The organism is Amycolatopsis thailandensis, assembly GCF_002234405.1.
Classification (GTDB): domain Bacteria; phylum Actinomycetota; class Actinomycetes; order Mycobacteriales; family Pseudonocardiaceae; genus Amycolatopsis; species Amycolatopsis thailandensis.
Genome location: NZ_NMQT01000167.1, coordinates 37,171 through 51,319, shown reverse-complemented (window position 1 = coordinate 51,319; position 14,149 = coordinate 37,171). Strand labels below are relative to the sequence as shown.

The 14,149-nt window shown below is 67.2% G+C and carries 14 protein-coding genes; 5 read left to right on the top strand and 9 right to left on the bottom strand.

Annotation, left to right across the window (positions count from 1 at the left end; all coding sequences use genetic code 11):
* Nucleotides 1-115: 115 nt before the first annotated feature.
* The 7 genes from CFP71_RS38785 to CFP71_RS44450 form a co-directional block, all read right to left on the bottom strand.
* Entirely contained in the window at nucleotides 116-1,396 is a 1,281-nt protein-coding gene (locus tag CFP71_RS38785) for a thymidine phosphorylase (RefSeq protein WP_093938871.1), read from the bottom strand.
* A complete protein-coding gene (locus tag CFP71_RS38780; protein WP_093938870.1) occupies nucleotides 1,393-1,782 on the bottom strand; it encodes a cytidine deaminase in 390 nt (129 codons plus the stop codon). The genes CFP71_RS38785 and CFP71_RS38780 overlap by 4 nt, the downstream gene beginning before the upstream one ends.
* Before the next feature lies 1 nt (nucleotide 1,783).
* Nucleotides 1,784-3,013, bottom strand: a complete 1,230-nt coding sequence (locus CFP71_RS38775) for an ABC transporter permease (RefSeq protein WP_167406430.1) — start codon at nucleotides 3,011-3,013, stop codon at nucleotides 1,784-1,786.
* Between the two features lie 38 nt (nucleotides 3,014-3,051).
* Complete coding sequence (locus CFP71_RS38770) at nucleotides 3,052-4,140, bottom strand: ABC transporter permease (RefSeq protein ID WP_093938868.1); 1,089 nt, start codon at nucleotides 4,138-4,140, stop codon at nucleotides 3,052-3,054.
* Nucleotides 4,137-5,717: an ABC transporter ATP-binding protein gene (locus tag CFP71_RS38765; RefSeq protein ID WP_093938867.1), complete on the bottom strand. Its 1,581-nt coding sequence runs from the start codon at nucleotides 5,715-5,717 to the stop codon at nucleotides 4,137-4,139. Before CFP71_RS38765 ends, CFP71_RS38770 begins: the two co-directional genes overlap by 4 nt.
* A gap of 80 nt (nucleotides 5,718-5,797) precedes the next feature.
* On the bottom strand, nucleotides 5,798-6,937 hold the full coding sequence (locus CFP71_RS38760; protein ID WP_093938866.1) for a BMP family lipoprotein: 1,140 nt from the start codon (nucleotides 6,935-6,937) through the stop codon (nucleotides 5,798-5,800).
* Between the two features lie 349 nt (nucleotides 6,938-7,286).
* Nucleotides 7,287-7,433: a hypothetical protein gene (locus CFP71_RS44450; protein WP_167406428.1), complete on the bottom strand. Its 147-nt coding sequence runs from the start codon at nucleotides 7,431-7,433 to the stop codon at nucleotides 7,287-7,289.
* Between the two features lie 328 nt (nucleotides 7,434-7,761).
* On the opposite strand from CFP71_RS44450, the gene sdhC reads away from it, so the two are divergent.
* From sdhC to CFP71_RS38735, 5 genes are all read left to right on the top strand, one after another.
* Nucleotides 7,762-8,205: a succinate dehydrogenase, cytochrome b556 subunit gene (gene sdhC, locus CFP71_RS38755; RefSeq protein WP_073847418.1), complete on the top strand. Its 444-nt coding sequence runs from the start codon at nucleotides 7,762-7,764 to the stop codon at nucleotides 8,203-8,205.
* Between the two features lie 2 nt (nucleotides 8,206-8,207).
* Nucleotides 8,208-8,621 (top strand): succinate dehydrogenase hydrophobic membrane anchor subunit, encoded by a 414-nt coding sequence (locus CFP71_RS38750; protein WP_005165555.1) that lies wholly within the window; start codon nucleotides 8,208-8,210, stop codon nucleotides 8,619-8,621.
* 29 nt (nucleotides 8,622-8,650) lie between these two features.
* Nucleotides 8,651-10,405, top strand: coding sequence for a succinate dehydrogenase flavoprotein subunit (sdhA, locus tag CFP71_RS38745; protein WP_093938865.1), 1,755 nt, complete (start codon nucleotides 8,651-8,653; stop codon nucleotides 10,403-10,405).
* Nucleotides 10,405-11,175 (top strand): succinate dehydrogenase iron-sulfur subunit, encoded by a 771-nt coding sequence (locus tag CFP71_RS38740; RefSeq protein WP_076163134.1) that lies wholly within the window; start codon nucleotides 10,405-10,407, stop codon nucleotides 11,173-11,175. The genes sdhA and CFP71_RS38740 overlap by 1 nt, the downstream gene beginning before the upstream one ends.
* 412 nt (nucleotides 11,176-11,587) lie before the next feature.
* The gene (locus tag CFP71_RS38735; RefSeq protein WP_244199996.1) at nucleotides 11,588-12,313 is read left to right on the top strand and encodes a hypothetical protein; all 726 of its coding nucleotides are present in this window, start codon (nucleotides 11,588-11,590) and stop codon (nucleotides 12,311-12,313) included.
* 72 nt (nucleotides 12,314-12,385) lie between these two features.
* Here the strand turns inward: CFP71_RS38735 and CFP71_RS38730 are convergent, their stop codons facing one another.
* Both CFP71_RS38730 and CFP71_RS38725 read right to left on the bottom strand, forming a co-directional pair.
* Nucleotides 12,386-13,798, bottom strand: coding sequence for a S8 family peptidase (locus tag CFP71_RS38730; protein ID WP_093938863.1), 1,413 nt, complete (start codon nucleotides 13,796-13,798; stop codon nucleotides 12,386-12,388).
* Nucleotides 13,799-13,876: 78 nt separating this feature from the next.
* Nucleotides 13,877-14,131, bottom strand: coding sequence for an SCO4848 family membrane protein (locus tag CFP71_RS38725; protein ID WP_093938862.1), 255 nt, complete (start codon nucleotides 14,129-14,131; stop codon nucleotides 13,877-13,879).
* Nucleotides 14,132-14,149: the final 18 nt, after the last annotated feature.

The window sequence follows — 14,149 nt, the reverse complement described above, 5'->3', positions numbered from 1 at the left end:
CCCGCGTTTCGTCCTCTGGATGCGGTACTTGCGCGTGCAACTACCGCATCCAGAGGACGAAACGCAGGGGTCCAGGGCGGCGAGCAAGGATCGCGATTAGGGGGCTAAACGCAGGTCACGCGCGCACGGTCTCCAGCACTAAAGGCGCAGGCGCCGGAGCCGAGGCGCCGACAGCGTAGGCACCTTCGAGCGCGGCGAGAGCCGACGGGACGGCGTCCGGAGTGTCGGTGTGCAGCTCCAGCAGCGGCTGCCCGGCCGACACCGTGTCGCCCGGCTTCGCCAGGCACAGCACGCCGGCCGCGGCCTGCACCGGATCCTCCTTGCGCGCCCGCCCGGCCCCGAGCCGCCAAGCTGCGACCCCGACCGAATACGCGTCCAGCGAAGCCAAGACGCCGGACGAAGGCGCCGGAACGACATGGACGTGCCGAGGCCGCGGAAGAGCGGCCTCCGGATCCCCGCCCTGAGCGGCGATCATCCGGCACCAAGTCTCGTAAGCGCGACCAGAAGCCAACACCGCCGCCGGGTCCACATCGGACAGCCCGGCCAGCGCCAACATCTCCCGCGCCAAAGCCACCGTCAGCTCGACGACGTCCGAAGGGCCGCCGCCGCGCAGCACCTCGACCGACTCCGCGATCTCGATCGCGTTCCCGACGGCGCGCCCCAACGGCACGTTCATGTCCGTGATCAGCGCCGTCGTCGCGACGCCGTGCGCGGTCCCGATCTCCACCAGCGTCCGCGCGAGCTCCCGCGCCTGCGGAAGCGTCTTCATGAACGCGCCCGAACCGGTCTTCACGTCGAGGACCAGCCCGGCCGAACCCTCGGCGATCTTCTTGCTCATGATCGAGCTCGCGATCAGCGGGATCGACTCCACCGTCGACGTCACATCGCGCAGCGCGTACAGCTTCTTGTCCGCGGGCGCCAAACCGGAAGTGGCCGCGCAGACCACCGCGCCGACCTCGTCGAGCTGCCGGATGATCTCCGATGTCGACAAAGAGGCACGCCAGCCCGGAATCGACTCCAGTTTGTCCAGCGTCCCGCCGGTGTGCCCGAGCCCGCGCCCGGACAGCTGCGGCACGGCCGCGCCACAGGCCGCGACGAGCGGCGCCAGCGGCAGCGTGATCTTGTCGCCGACCCCGCCCGTCGAATGCTTGTCGATCGTCGGACGGCTGACCTTCAGGTCCAGCCGCTCCCCCGATTCGATCATCGCGCCGGTCCAGCGCGCGATCTCGCCGGAATCCATCCCCCGCAGGAAGATGGCCATCGCGAGCGCGGCCATCTGTTCCTCGGCGATGTCGCCGCGCGTGTACGCGTCGATCGTCCAGTCGATCTGCTCGTCGGACAGCCGTCCACCGTCCCGCTTCGCGCGGATGACGTCGACGGCGGCGAACGCGCTCATGGCAGATCGTCCGGTCCGAAAGCGTCCGGCAGCACCGAGGACATCGGCAGGATGCCGCTCGGGGTGTCCACCAGGCAGTCGGAACCGCCGTGCTCGAACAGGATCTGACGACAACGCCCGCACGGCATCAGCAGATCACCGGCGCCGCTGCGGCACGCGACGGCGACGAGCTTGCCGCCGCCGGTCAGCCGCAGCTGCCCCGCCATCGTGCATTCCGCGCACATTCCCAAGCCGTACGAAGCGTTTTCGACGTTGCAGCCGACGACGATCCGGCCGTCGTCCACCACAGCCGCGACACCGACGTGCAGACCCGAGTACGGCGCGTACGCCGACTTCGCCGCTTCGACGGCTTGAGCCCGCAGAGCTTCCCAGTCGTACTTAGCCATGTCAGTCCTCACCTCGTCGGTACAGCGCGCCGTCGGCCTTGGGCGGCCGCAGCCGCTGCGAAGCCACCGCCAGCACGATCAGCGTCACGAAGTGCGCCGTGTACGGGATGAGGTCGCTGGGCAGGTCGTCGTTGGTCCAGTAGATCGCGTACAGCGCGCCGGCGCCGACGACACCGAGCGCGGCGGCGATCCACTGACGGCGGAACAGCTGCACGGCCACGATCACGGCCAGCAGGATCACCGCGCCGTACAGCAGCGCGAGCACCGCGGTACCGCCACCGGCGAGCTGGAGACCGTCCGCGTACCCGAACAGCGCCGCGCCGCCGAGCAGGCCACCCGGCCGCCAGTTGCCGAAGATCATCGCCGCGAGGCCGATGTACCCGCGGTTGTTGGTCTGGTTCTCCAGGTAGTCCGCGCCACCGGCGAGCAGCACGAGCGACGCGCCACCCATCCCGGCGAGCCCGCCGGAGATGATCATGGCGATGTACTTGTGCAGGTAGACGTTCACGCCGAGGGATTCGGCCGCGACCGGGTTCTCACCGCAGGACCGCAGGCGCAGGCCGAACCGCGTGCGCCACAGCACCAGGTAGCTGATCGGGACCAGCGCGATCGCGATCATCGTCAGCGGCGCGACCTCGGTGACCAGGCCGTTGAGGATCCCGGCGAGGTCGGAGATGAAGACGCGCTGCATCTTTTCCAGGTCCGACAACCAGTCCGAGAGGAACGTCGCCGAATAGGTGTCGAACTTCGGGACCGGCGGCGACTGGCGCGGGTTCCCCGAAAGCGGGGTGAACACCAGGTTCGCCAGGTACTTCGCGACACCGAGACCCAGCAGGTTGATCGCCACACCGGAGACGATGTGGTTGACGTTGAAGGTCACCGTCGCGACGGCGTGCAGCAGACCGCCGAGCGCGCCGAACACGACCGCCGAGATCAACCCGGCCCAGACCCCGCCGTGGTACGCGCCCCATGCGGCACCCCAGGTGCCGAGGATCATCATGCCTTCGAGGCCGATGTTGATCACGCCCGCGCGTTCGGCCCAGAGCCCGCCGAGCGCGCACAGCAGGATCGGCAGGGCCAGCCGCAGCGCGGTGTGCGCGGTGTTGGTCGAGGTCAGCGTGTTGACGCCGGTGGCGTACGACGCGATCGCGAGCACCCCGACCGCCAGCAGACCCCAGATGGCGCCCTTGGCCCAGCCGGGAATGCGGCGCTTCTGCCGTTTCACCGGCATGGTCGTCCCGCCCGCGTTGGACGAAAGAACATCCGTGCTCACACCGCACCTCCCTCGGAAACGCTGGAACCCTTGCCCGCCAGCGCGCGACCCACGCGACGCTGTTCGGCGGCCAGGTCCGCGCGGCGCACGATCTCGTACGCGATGACGACCGACAGCACGATCACGCCCTGCATGATCGTGGCGATCTCTTTGGACACGTTGATCTGCTCAAGCGACACCGCGGACCGGTCGAGGAAAGCCCACAGCAGGGCGCCCAGCGCGATCCCGGCCGGGTGGTTGCGGCCGAGCAGCGCGACCGCGATGCCGGTGAAGCCGTACATCTGGGTCGAGGTGATGCCGTAGGTGAAGTCGCGGCCGAGCAGTTCCGGCATCGCGATCAGCCCGGCGACACCGCCGGAAAGCAGCATCGCGATCAGCGTCATCTTCTTGGCGTTGACCCCGCCCGCCGCGGCGGCCGTCGTCGATTCGCCGGAGGCCTTCAGCTCGAACCCGAACCGGGTCCGGTTGAGCATGAACCAGTAGGCCGCGCCGATCAGCGCCGCGATGAGCACGAAGCCGAACAGCTCACCCGAACCGATCGGGATTCCGGGGATGCGGCCGGTTTCGGCGATCTCGCGGGTGGCGATGTTGTTGCCGGTCTGCACGCCGAACTGGTCGGCGTTGACCAGGAACGCCACGATGCCGCCGACGATCGCGTTCAACATGATCGTCGAGATGACCTCGGAAACCCCTCGGGTCACCTTCAGCACGGCGGGGATCGCCGCGTAGAGCATGCCGCTCAAGACAGCGACGACCAGGATCGCGAGCACGTGGATCACCGGCGGCAGCTTCAACGCCCCGCCGATGATGGCGGTGATGATGGCGGCGAACCGGTACTGGCCCTCGACACCGATGTTGAAGAGGTTCATCTGGAAGCCGATGGCCACCGCGAGCCCGGACAGGTAGTAGACCGTCGCGAGGTTCACCGTGTCGACGGCTGTCGAGCCCTTGAAGAGCTGCCCGATCATCGTGCCGTAGGCCTGGAGCGGATCAGCGCCCGAGATGATCAGCGCGATCGCGGTCAGGATGACGGCGAAAACGATCGCGAGCAGAGGCGGCAGCAGCCTCGTACGCCAGGAACTCACGATGCACCTTCTTCTTCGGAGTCTTCGGAAGCACCCGTCATCGCGGAGCCCAGTTGCTGCGGGGTCACGGTCGCGGGATCGGCCTCGCCGACCAGCCGTCCGCGGAGCATGACCTGGATGGTGTCCGACAGCCCGATCAGCTCGTCGAGGTCGGCCGAAATCAGCAGCACGGCCAGCCCGGCGGCGCGGGCCTGGCGGATCTGTTCCCAGATCAGCGCCTGCGCGCCGACGTCGACACCGCGGGTCGGATGCGAAGCGATCAGCAGGACCGGGTCGCCGGAAAGCTCGCGTCCGACGATCAGCTTCTGCTGGTTGCCACCGGAAAGCGCGGCGGCGGGGACGTCGATGCCGGGCGTGCGGACGTCGTACTCCTCGACGATGCGGCGGGTGTCCTCCCGCGCGCCGTCGATGTCGAGCAACTGTCCTTTCGCGACCGGCTTGCGCGTCTGGTAACCGAGGATCCGGTTGACCCACAACGGTTGCGTGAGCAGGAGGCTGTGCCGCGTGCGGTCTTCGGCGATGTACCCGATCCCGGCCTCTCGACGGGCGAGCGTCCCCAGTTTGTGCAGTTCGACGACCGTGCCGTCGGCCTCGGTCAGCTCGATGCGGCCGCCGCCCTTGCGCATGCCCATGATCGTCTCGACGAGCTCGGTCTGGCCGTTGCCCTCGACGCCGGCGATGCCGAGCACCTCACCCGCGTGCACGGTGAAGGAGATGTGGTCGAGCACGTTCCGCTCGGAACCCTCGACCTTCAAACACACGTCCTCCAGGCGCAGGACGTCCCGATCGGTCACGGTCGACTCGCGGGTCTCGGGGCTGGGCAGCTCCGAACCGACCATCATCTCGGCCAGCTGGCGCGAGGTGATCGTCTTCGGATCCGCCGTGCCGACCGTGGTGCCGCGCCGGATCACGGTGACCGTGTCGGCGATCGCGCGCACCTCGTCGAGCTTGTGCGAGATGAAGATGAAGGTGAACCCGTCCTTCTGCATGGCACGGACGGTCTCGAACAGCGCGTCGACCTCCTGCGGGACGAGCACCGCGGTGGGCTCGTCGAGGATGATGATCCGCGCGCCGCGGTAGAGCACCTTGACGATCTCCACGCGCTGGCGGTCGGCGACGCCGAGTTCTTCCAGCAGCGCGTCCGGGCGGGCGTGCAGGCCGACGCGTCCGGCGAGTTCCGCCAGCTTGGCCCGCGCCGCGCGGCCGATGCCGTGCAGGTTCTCCGCGCCGAGGAAGACGTTCTCCCCGACGGTCAGGTTGTCGGCCAGCATGAAGTGCTGGTGGACCATCCCGATCCCGGTCTTGATGGCGTCCTGCGGGTTGCGCAGTTTCACCGGTTCGCCGTTGATCGCGATGTCGCCCTCGTCCGGCTGTTGCATGCCGTAGAGGATCTTCATCAGGGTCGATTTGCCCGCGCCGTTCTCGCCGCAGACGGCGTGCACCTCGCCCTTGGTGACGGTGAGGTTGACGTCGGAGTTGGCCACGACACCGGGGAATCGCTTCGTGATCCCGGTCAGCTGCACGGCCGGTTCACCCCGGTCGGGGGCGTCGGTGACCTCGGCCTGGGGAGCGCTCATGAAAAAGCCATCCAGTCTGGGAGTAAACAGGTGGGGGCTCGGAAGGGGTTACCCTCCCGAGCCCCGCTGTCAGACGAACCTTACTTCTGCGGCTTGTCCGAGACGGTGATCGCCCCGGAGACGATCTGCGCCTTGTAGCCGTCGAGGACGTCCTTGATGTCGTCGACCTTGCCGCCGGAGGTGGCGTAACCGATGCCGTCGACCTTCAGGTCGAAACGCTTCGGCAGCGACGTCAGGTCGCCCTTGGCCAGCGCGCGCAGGTAGTCGAACACCGCCACGTCGACGCGCTTGAGCATCGAGGTGATGATGACGTCCTTCGACGCCTCGACCGTCTTCTGGTTGTACTGGTCGGAGTCGACGCCGATGGCGAGCGCGTTGTTCGACTTCGCGGCCTCGAAAACGCCCTTACCGGAGGCGCCGGCGGCGTGGTAGACGACGTCCGCGCCCTTGGCGATCTGCGCGGCGGCCTTCACGTTGCCCTTCGCCGGGTCCTGGAACCCGGAGAAGTCACCGGCCGGGGTGAGGTACTCGTCCTCGATCTTGGCCTTGTTCGAAGCGGCCTTCACACCCTGGAGGAAGCCGGCCTCGAACTTCTGGATCAGCGGCGTGTTCACGCCACCGACGAAGCCGACGTGGCACTTCTTCGACTTGTAGGCGGCGGCGACACCGGCCAGGAACGAGCCCTGCTCCTCGGCGAAGACCAGCGGGGTGACGTTCGGCGCCTTGACCGAGTCGTCGTCGACGATCGCGAACTGGGTGTTCGGGTACTTCGGCGCGATGGCGCCGACGGCCTTGGCGTAGGCGAAGCCGACCGCGATGACCGGGCTGAAGCCCTGCGAAGCGAGCTGGTCGAGACGCTGCGACTTGGCGGCCTCGTCCTCGGTCGCCGCGGCGGTGCTTTCGGTGACCGCGGTGACGCCGAGATCGGTCTTGGCCTTGTCGGTACCGGCGGCGGCGGAGTCGTTGAACGACGCGTCGCCACGGCCGCCGACGTCGAAGGCCAGCGCGACCTTCAGCTTGCTGCCGTCGACCTTCTCACCGGTCTGCGCGGAGCTGGTGGAGGCGGCGGCAGCGGCGGGCGGCTTGGGTGCCGTCACGCAGCTGGCGGACTGGTCCCCAGAGCTCGCGTTGTTGTTGTTCCCCGCACCCGAATCCTTCGCGCACCCGGCCAGTACCAGTGCACCGGCCATGGCGGCGGCGGCCAGCGCGGTTCCACGCATGCGACGCAACGTGTGTCTCCCTCCCCGCTGATCCAGCGGATGGTCCGAAGAAAGCGACCCGGCGACACTGCCGGGTTCGACCGGGAGACGGTACCTAACGGCCGCTTTGCTGCCATAGGAAAGGCACGCTACGTAACACAAACGTTTACTCATGAGTCGTAATTGCGACGAATGGAGTACTCACGGTGATCGTGACGGAGCAATCGGGACCGCGTGCCTGGCGCCCGTCGCGCGAAAACCGGCCGATCCGAGGCGTCATCGGCGGAAGCGGAGCAGCGCCTGGCGCGCCCACCGTTGCCACTACCCACAGTGAACAATCCCGGCGAGCTCTCGACCAGGCGATCGGCCACTATCCGGTGAGATATTCGCCCGTGTTCGCCGGCAGGCTCGACGGCTGGTGCGACTTCGCCCCGGTCAGGCTGGACGACATCCACAGCATCCGCGCCGGCCGTCGTGAACCAGGTGTCGACGGGCCGAACGATTCGAACGTCCACACGAACACCTTGGCCTTGGACGAATGCCCTGAGCGAGCACGCCGGGGCCGAGAGATCGCTGGCCACCGGCATGGGGTCCACAGTGGACGAACCGGTGAGTTACCGGCCCGCGTCACCCCATCGTGCGAGGCCCCCGATGTCTGGTCCATCACACAGAGGAACCCGGAGGTGAGCCCACCGTGAGGTGCGGGTCTAGCATCCTTTTATCCACGCTCGATGACCATGATCTCGGCACCGTCGCCGGAGCCGTCCCCAGGTGGACGTCCCGGCGGCAGGCGCGGAAACCAGCGGTCAGCGGGCCCAAGCCATGACGTTGGAGGCCGTTCACCGATGTCCACCACGGCTAGCACCGCCACTGAGGCGGCCGCGAGCGATCGGGCGGGTGCCTCACGCCGGCAAGGGACGTTCTACCGGGGAGACCCCGGTATGTGGTCCTGGGTGCTGCACCGCATCACCGGCGTGCTGACATTCTTCTTCCTCTTCGTGCACGTGCTCGACACCGCGCTCGTGCGCGTGTCGCCCGACACGTACAACGAGGTCATCGAGACCTACAAGACCCCGCTGGTCAACCTCCTCGAGGTCGGCCTCGTCGGCGCGGTGCTGTTCCACGCGCTCAACGGCATCCGGGTCATGCTGGTCGACTTCTGGGAGAAGGGTCCCAAGTTCCAGAAGCCGATGCTCTGGACGATCCTGGCCATCTGGGTCGTGGTGATGATTCCGGGCGCCTTCTTCATGATGAAGCGCACCGTCGAGACGCTGTTCGGGGGTAACTGACCATGGCTGAACTCGCTCTCGAGCGCCCGCGCGCCCCGAAGCGCGCCGCCGCCCGCCGCAGCAACTTCGAGCTCTACAGCTGGCTGTTCATGCGCATCTCGGGCCTCGCCCTGATCGTGCTGGTGCTCGGCCACCTGTTCATCATGAACATCCTCGACGGCGGCGTGCACCGCATCAACTGGGGCTTCGTCGCCGGCCGCTGGGCCTCGCCGTTCTGGCAGTTCTGGGACCTGTCGATGCTGTGGCTCGCCGAGATCCACGGCGGCAACGGGCTGCGCACGATCATCGACGACTACGCCCGCAAGGACAGCACCCGGTTCTGGCTGAAGATCGTGCTCTACGTCTCGATGGTGCTGATCCTCGCCGTCGGCACGATGGTGATCTTCACCTTCGACCCAGGTATCTCGGCCAACTGACGCCCACCACACGTTAAGCGGAGTCCTCCATGCAGTTCCACAAGTACGACGTGGTGATCGTCGGCGCCGGTGGCGCCGGCATGCGCGCGGCCATCGAGTCCGGCCAGCGTGCCCGCACCGCGGTCCTCACCAAGCTCTACCCGACGCGTTCGCACACCGGCGCGGCGCAGGGCGGCATGTGCGCCGCGCTGGCGAACGTCGAAGAGGACAACTGGGAGTGGCACACCTTCGACACGATCAAGGGCGGCGACTATCTGGTCGACCAGGACGCCGCCGAGATCATGGCGAAGGAAGCCATCGACGCGGTCCTCGACCTGGAGAAGATGGGCCTGCCGTTCAACCGGACGCCCGAGGGCAAGATCGACCAGCGCCGCTTCGGCGGGCACACCCGTGACCACGGCAAGGCCGCGGTGCGCCGCGCCTGCTACGCCGCGGACCGCACCGGGCACATGATCCTGCAGACGCTGTACCAAAACTGCGTCAAGCACGGCACCGAGTTCTTCAACGAGTTCTACGTGCTCGACCTGGTCCTGACCCCGGACGAGGACGGCAACCCGGCCGCTTCCGGCGTCGTCGCCTACGAGCTGGCGACCGGCGAGCTGCACGTCTTCCAGGCGAAGTCGATCGTGTTCGCCACCGGCGGCGCGGGCAAGATCTTCAAGACGACGTCGAACGCGCACACCCTCACCGGTGACGGCCTCGGCATCATCTTCCGCAAGGGCCTGCCGCTGGAGGACATGGAGTTCTTCCAGTTCCACCCGACAGGTCTCGCCGGGCTCGGCATCCTCATCTCCGAGGCCGTGCGCGGTGAAGGCGGCATCCTCCGCAACGCCGACGGCGAGCGGTTCATGGAGCGCTACGCCCCCACCATCAAGGACCTCGCGCCGCGTGACATCGTCGCCCGGTCGATGGTGCAGGAAGTGCTGCAGGGCCGCGGTTGCGGGCCGAACAAGGACTACGTCGTCCTCGACGTCACGCACATCCCGGAAGAGACCCTGAACGCGAAACTCCCGGACATCATGGAGTTCTCGCGGACGTACCTGGGTGTCGACCCGGTCACCGAGCCGGTGCCGGTGTTCCCGACCTGTCACTACGTGATGGGCGGAATCCCGACCAACATCCACGGTGAAGCGTTGCGGGACAACGAAAACGTCATCCCCGGCCTGTACGCCGCGGGCGAGGTCGCGTGTGTTTCGGTGCACGGCTCGAACCGCCTCGGCACCAACTCGCTGCTGGACATCAACGTGTTCGGCCGTCGCGCCGGCATCGCGGCCGCCGAGTACGCGCTGGCGCACGAGCACATCGAGCTGCCGGAGAACCCGACCAAGGTCGTCGAGGACCAGCTGTCGCTGCTGCTTTCGGAGCACGGTGACGAGCGCGTCGCCGACATCCGCACCGAGCTGCAGAAGACGATGGACTCGCACGCTTCGGTGTACCGCACGGAGGACACGCTGAAGCAGGCGCTGACCGACGTGCAGGCGCTGAAGGAGCGGTACGAGCGGATCACCGTGTCGGACAAGGGGAAGCGGTACAACACCGACGTCCTCGAAGCCGTCGAGCTGGGCTTCCTGCTCGAACTCGCCGAGGTCCTGGTCGTCGGCGCCCTGGCGCGCAAGGAGTCCCGCGGCGGGCACGCGCGCGAGGACTACCCGAACCGCGACGACACGAACTTCATGCGGCACACCATGGCCTACAAGGAGGGTGCCGCGCTGTCCGCCGACATCCGACTGGACTACAAGCCGGTGACCTTCACCCGCTACGAACCGATGGAGCGGAAGTACTGATGACCACGGCCACCCCCGAGAAGTCGGAGGCCGTGTCCTCCGACCACACGCCGATCACCGTCACGCTGAAGATCCTGCGGTTCAACCCCGAGGTCGACACCGAGCCGCACTGGGAGTCCTACGACGTCCCGGCGCAGCGCACCGACCGGCTGCTGAACCTGCTTTTCTACGTGAAGGACTACATCGACGGGACGTTCTCGTTCCGCCGCTCGTGCGCCCACGGTGTCTGCGGGTCCGACGCGATGCAGATCAACGGCATCAACCGGCTGGCGTGCAAGGTCCTGATGAAGGACCTGTTGGAGACCGGCGGCAAGAAGACGACCATCACCATCGCGCCGATCAAGGGTCTGACCACGCTCAAGGACCTTTACGTCGACATGGACCCGTTCTTCGAGGCGTACCGTGCGGTGAAGCCGTACCTGATCGCCTACGGGAACGAGCCCACGCGCGAGCGGATCCAGTCGCAGGCCGACCGCGACCGGTTCGACGACACGACCAAGTGCATCCTGTGCGCCTGCTGCACGTCCTCGTGCCCGGTGTACTGGAACGACGGCTCGTACTTCGGCCCGGCCGCGATCGTCAACGCGCACCGGTTCATCTTCGACTCGCGTGACGAAGGCGCCGAAGAGCGTCTGGACATCCTGAACGACTCCGAGGGCGTTTGGCGCTGCCGGACCACGTTCAACTGCACCGACGCTTGCCCGCGCGGCATCCAGGTCACCAAAGCAATCCAAGAGGTTAAGCGCGCCCTGCTCTTCAAGCGCGTCTAACCCCTCCTGCTTCCGCTGCACTACGAAAGTCCGTGAAGGCCTCCTTCCCTACCCTCAAGGTAGGAAAGGAGGCCTTCACGGCTTTCCGGAAGTTATCCACAACCCCCCAGTTATCCACAGGTTCGCGAAATAGGGCTGTCGCAGCCGGGTTCAGGCGGACAGGCTGGATCACGTGGTCAAGAGGGGTAGATGGGCACAGCATCCCGAACTGCTGCTGGCGCGGAGCCGCAATGGCGTCATCCGGGTCGCCGACCTGGAATCACTGGAGATGCCAAGCAAGACGATCTATCAACGGTGCCTGCCCGGTGGGCCATGGCAACGGATTCTTCCCGGAATCGTTCTGCTGCATGATCAGAAACCGACCTCGTCGGAATCGGTGACCGCGGCGCTCCTTTACGCAGGAGCGAAAGCGATGATCACTGGCATCGAAGCCTGCCGCCTCCAGGGGCTACGTCCGGCCTCGCTCCCTGCCGATCCGGGACTTCATCTGCTGATACCGCACGACCGGAAGATCCGAAGCGTCGGCTTCGTGACCACGGAGCGGACAGTGCGGCTACCCGCCCCGGCGATCAGAAACGACGTACCACTCGCGCCGCTGGTTCGCGCCACGACCGACGCCGTCCGGCAGCTCGCCGACCCGCTGGCGTCCGAAGAACTGCTCATCGAGGCGATCCAGCAAGGCAGATGCCATCCCAAGGCGCTCCTCTGGGAACTGAATCACGGGACTCAGCGAGGAACCGCGATACCGAGGCGGCTTTTGACCGACTGGGTGGACATCCGGTCGATGGCGGAGTCCCGGGCGAAAGTGCTCAGTCGACGCCTGACGACACCACCCAGTCATTGGAATGCCGAGCTCTTCGACGTCTCAGGCAAGTACCTGGGACGACCGGACGCGTGGTGGGACGACGTCGGCCTCATCTGGGAAATCGATTCGTTCGACTTCCATTTCCACCGCGCCGGATACCAGCGGACCGTGGATCGGAACACCCGGTACGCGACTTCCGGGCTCATCGTCGTGCAGACCTTGCCTTCACAACTGCTGAACGATCCGGCCGGCGTGGTCGCGGATCTGGAGGCTGCCTGGCGGATCGCGGCCTCTCGCCCTCGTCCCCAGGTACGCCTCGCCGTCGCTGCTTGATGACCGTGAAGGCCTCCTTTCCTACCTTGAGGGTAGGAAAGGAGGCCTTCACGGACTTGGCAGAGAAAGGACTTACTTAACAGCGTCCAGGGCGTTGACGCGCCCGTGCCCGTAGTAAGAGTTGTCCTTCGCCGGGCCTTCACAGACCGGCGCCGCGGAACCACAGGCGACCGTGTCGGCCTGGTGCTCCAGCAGCCACCTCAGCGCCACAGGCGGAGCGTGGCGGTAACGGGAAGCCAGCAGCGCGGCGACACCGGCGGCGTGCGGCGACGCCATCGACGTACCGCACTTGGTGCCGTACGCGCCGTTGAAGATCGTCGACAGCGGGCAACCGGCACCCTGTCCGGCGGGCGGCAGCTGGGCCCGGTCGCCGCCGGGCGCGGTGACCGAAACGTCGTTGCCGTAGTTGCTGTACGACGACTTCGTGCCCGCGTAGCCGATGGCCGAGACGTTGACGACGCCGTCGATGGCCTTGGGCAGGATCCCGCAGCTCGAGTCGACGGGGTGCGGACGGTTCGGGTCGACGGTCTGCTTGTCCGGGTCGAAGCCGCTGTTGCCGGCGGCGGCGACGTTCAGCACGCCACGGCCGGTCGAGTAGGTCACCGCGCGGCGGACGGCCTCGAACGCGGCCGCGTCGCCCGGCTCCTTCGTGCAGTAGAACATGCCCGGGTCGATGTAGTAGCTGTTGTTCGTGACCGGGAAGCGGTGCTTCGCCGCCCACATGAACCCGCACACGGCGGCTTCGGGGAGGATCAGGCCGTCGTCGTTCACGACCTTCACCGACGCCAGCTTGACGCCGGGCGCGATGCCCGTGAAGCCGCGCGCGCTGTCCTTGCCCGCGATGGTGCCGGCGACGTGCGTGCCGTGGTCGGAGTTCGTGGGCGCCCAGGCGGCGGGCGTCGTGTCGGGCGCACCCGTGTTGCAGCCCGCGGAGGTCTTCGGGTCGATGGCGGCCTTCAGCGCGGGGTGGGTGGGCTCGATGCCCGAGTCCAGCACGCCGACGGTCACCGAGCGGCTGCCACCGGAGACCTTGTTCGCCTCGGGAGCCTGGATCGCCCGCATGTCCCACTGCTGGGCCGAGAGGTCTTCTTCGGCCGCGACGCTGGTGGTCTCTTCGCTCTCCTTGGTGTCGACCACGGCGGAGCGGGTCGAACGGGCCGACGCCGCCGGCGGGAACGCCACGTCACGGCCGCCCGAGTAGGCGCGGAAGACACCGATCTTCGCCTGGAAGTCGGCGTTGCGCGAGGTCGCGACCGCGACCCCGATCTCCGGGTAGTACGCGACCTTCTCGCCGCACTTGGCGCGCAGCTCGCTGTCGACCTTGCGCTCCGGGGTACGCGGGTTGTAGAGCACCACGTAGTTGAACGGCGCGCTCGCGGTGTCGCACTGCGGCGCGGGCGCGGCGCTCGCCGACGGGGCCGCGAACACACTTCCCGCCGCCGCCGCGACGAGCGCGGGGACGAGCAGGCGTCTGATCCGGGACATTCCACCTCCATGATTCGGTGGAGTGAACGTAAGCGAGCCGAAGCCCGGCCACCACCGACAAAAGGACGACAAACCGGATCAGGCGTCAGCCTTTTCGGCCTCCCGTGACTTGGCGCCACGAAGCGTGCGCAGACCGATCAGGCCGATGATGGTGCCGAGCACGAACGAGACGACCGTCAGCACCGCGTGCACGATGAAGTAAGCGGTGGGCGAGCCGTCGGCGGCCCAGGCGCGGTCGCTGTCCCAGAGGTTCTTGGCGAACGTGATCCAGATGATCCACGACCACACGCCGAAACCCAGCAGGAACATCGAAGTACCTCGCGAAATGCGCATGCCCCTGAGTATGCAGCG

Bases quoted from the DNA above. Each gene is read 5' to 3' on its own strand.
- CFP71_RS38775 (WP_167406430.1), bottom strand. From the start codon at position 3,013: ATGCCGGTGAAACGGCAGAAGCGCCGCATTCCCGGCTGGGCCAAGGGC.
- CFP71_RS38760 (WP_093938866.1), bottom strand. From the start codon at position 6,937: ATGCGTGGAACCGCGCTGGCCGCCGCCGCCATGGCCGGTGCACTGGTA.
- CFP71_RS38740 (WP_076163134.1), top strand. From the start codon at position 10,405: ATGACCACGGCCACCCCCGAGAAGTCGGAGGCCGTGTCCTCCGACCAC.
- CFP71_RS38765 (WP_093938867.1), bottom strand. From the start codon at position 5,717: ATGAGCGCTCCCCAGGCCGAGGTCACCGACGCCCCCGACCGGGGTGAA.
- sdhA (WP_093938865.1), top strand. From the start codon at position 8,651: ATGCAGTTCCACAAGTACGACGTGGTGATCGTCGGCGCCGGTGGCGCC.
- CFP71_RS38725 (WP_093938862.1), bottom strand. From the start codon at position 14,131: ATGCGCATTTCGCGAGGTACTTCGATGTTCCTGCTGGGTTTCGGCGTG.
- CFP71_RS38750 (WP_005165555.1), top strand. From the start codon at position 8,208: ATGGCTGAACTCGCTCTCGAGCGCCCGCGCGCCCCGAAGCGCGCCGCC.
- CFP71_RS38735 (WP_244199996.1), top strand. From the start codon at position 11,588: ATGATCACTGGCATCGAAGCCTGCCGCCTCCAGGGGCTACGTCCGGCC.
- CFP71_RS38730 (WP_093938863.1), bottom strand. From the start codon at position 13,798: ATGTCCCGGATCAGACGCCTGCTCGTCCCCGCGCTCGTCGCGGCGGCG.
- sdhC (WP_073847418.1), top strand. From the start codon at position 7,762: ATGTCCACCACGGCTAGCACCGCCACTGAGGCGGCCGCGAGCGATCGG.
- CFP71_RS38780 (WP_093938870.1), bottom strand. From the start codon at position 1,782: ATGGCTAAGTACGACTGGGAAGCTCTGCGGGCTCAAGCCGTCGAAGCG.
- CFP71_RS38785 (WP_093938871.1), bottom strand. From the start codon at position 1,396: ATGAGCGCGTTCGCCGCCGTCGACGTCATCCGCGCGAAGCGGGACGGT.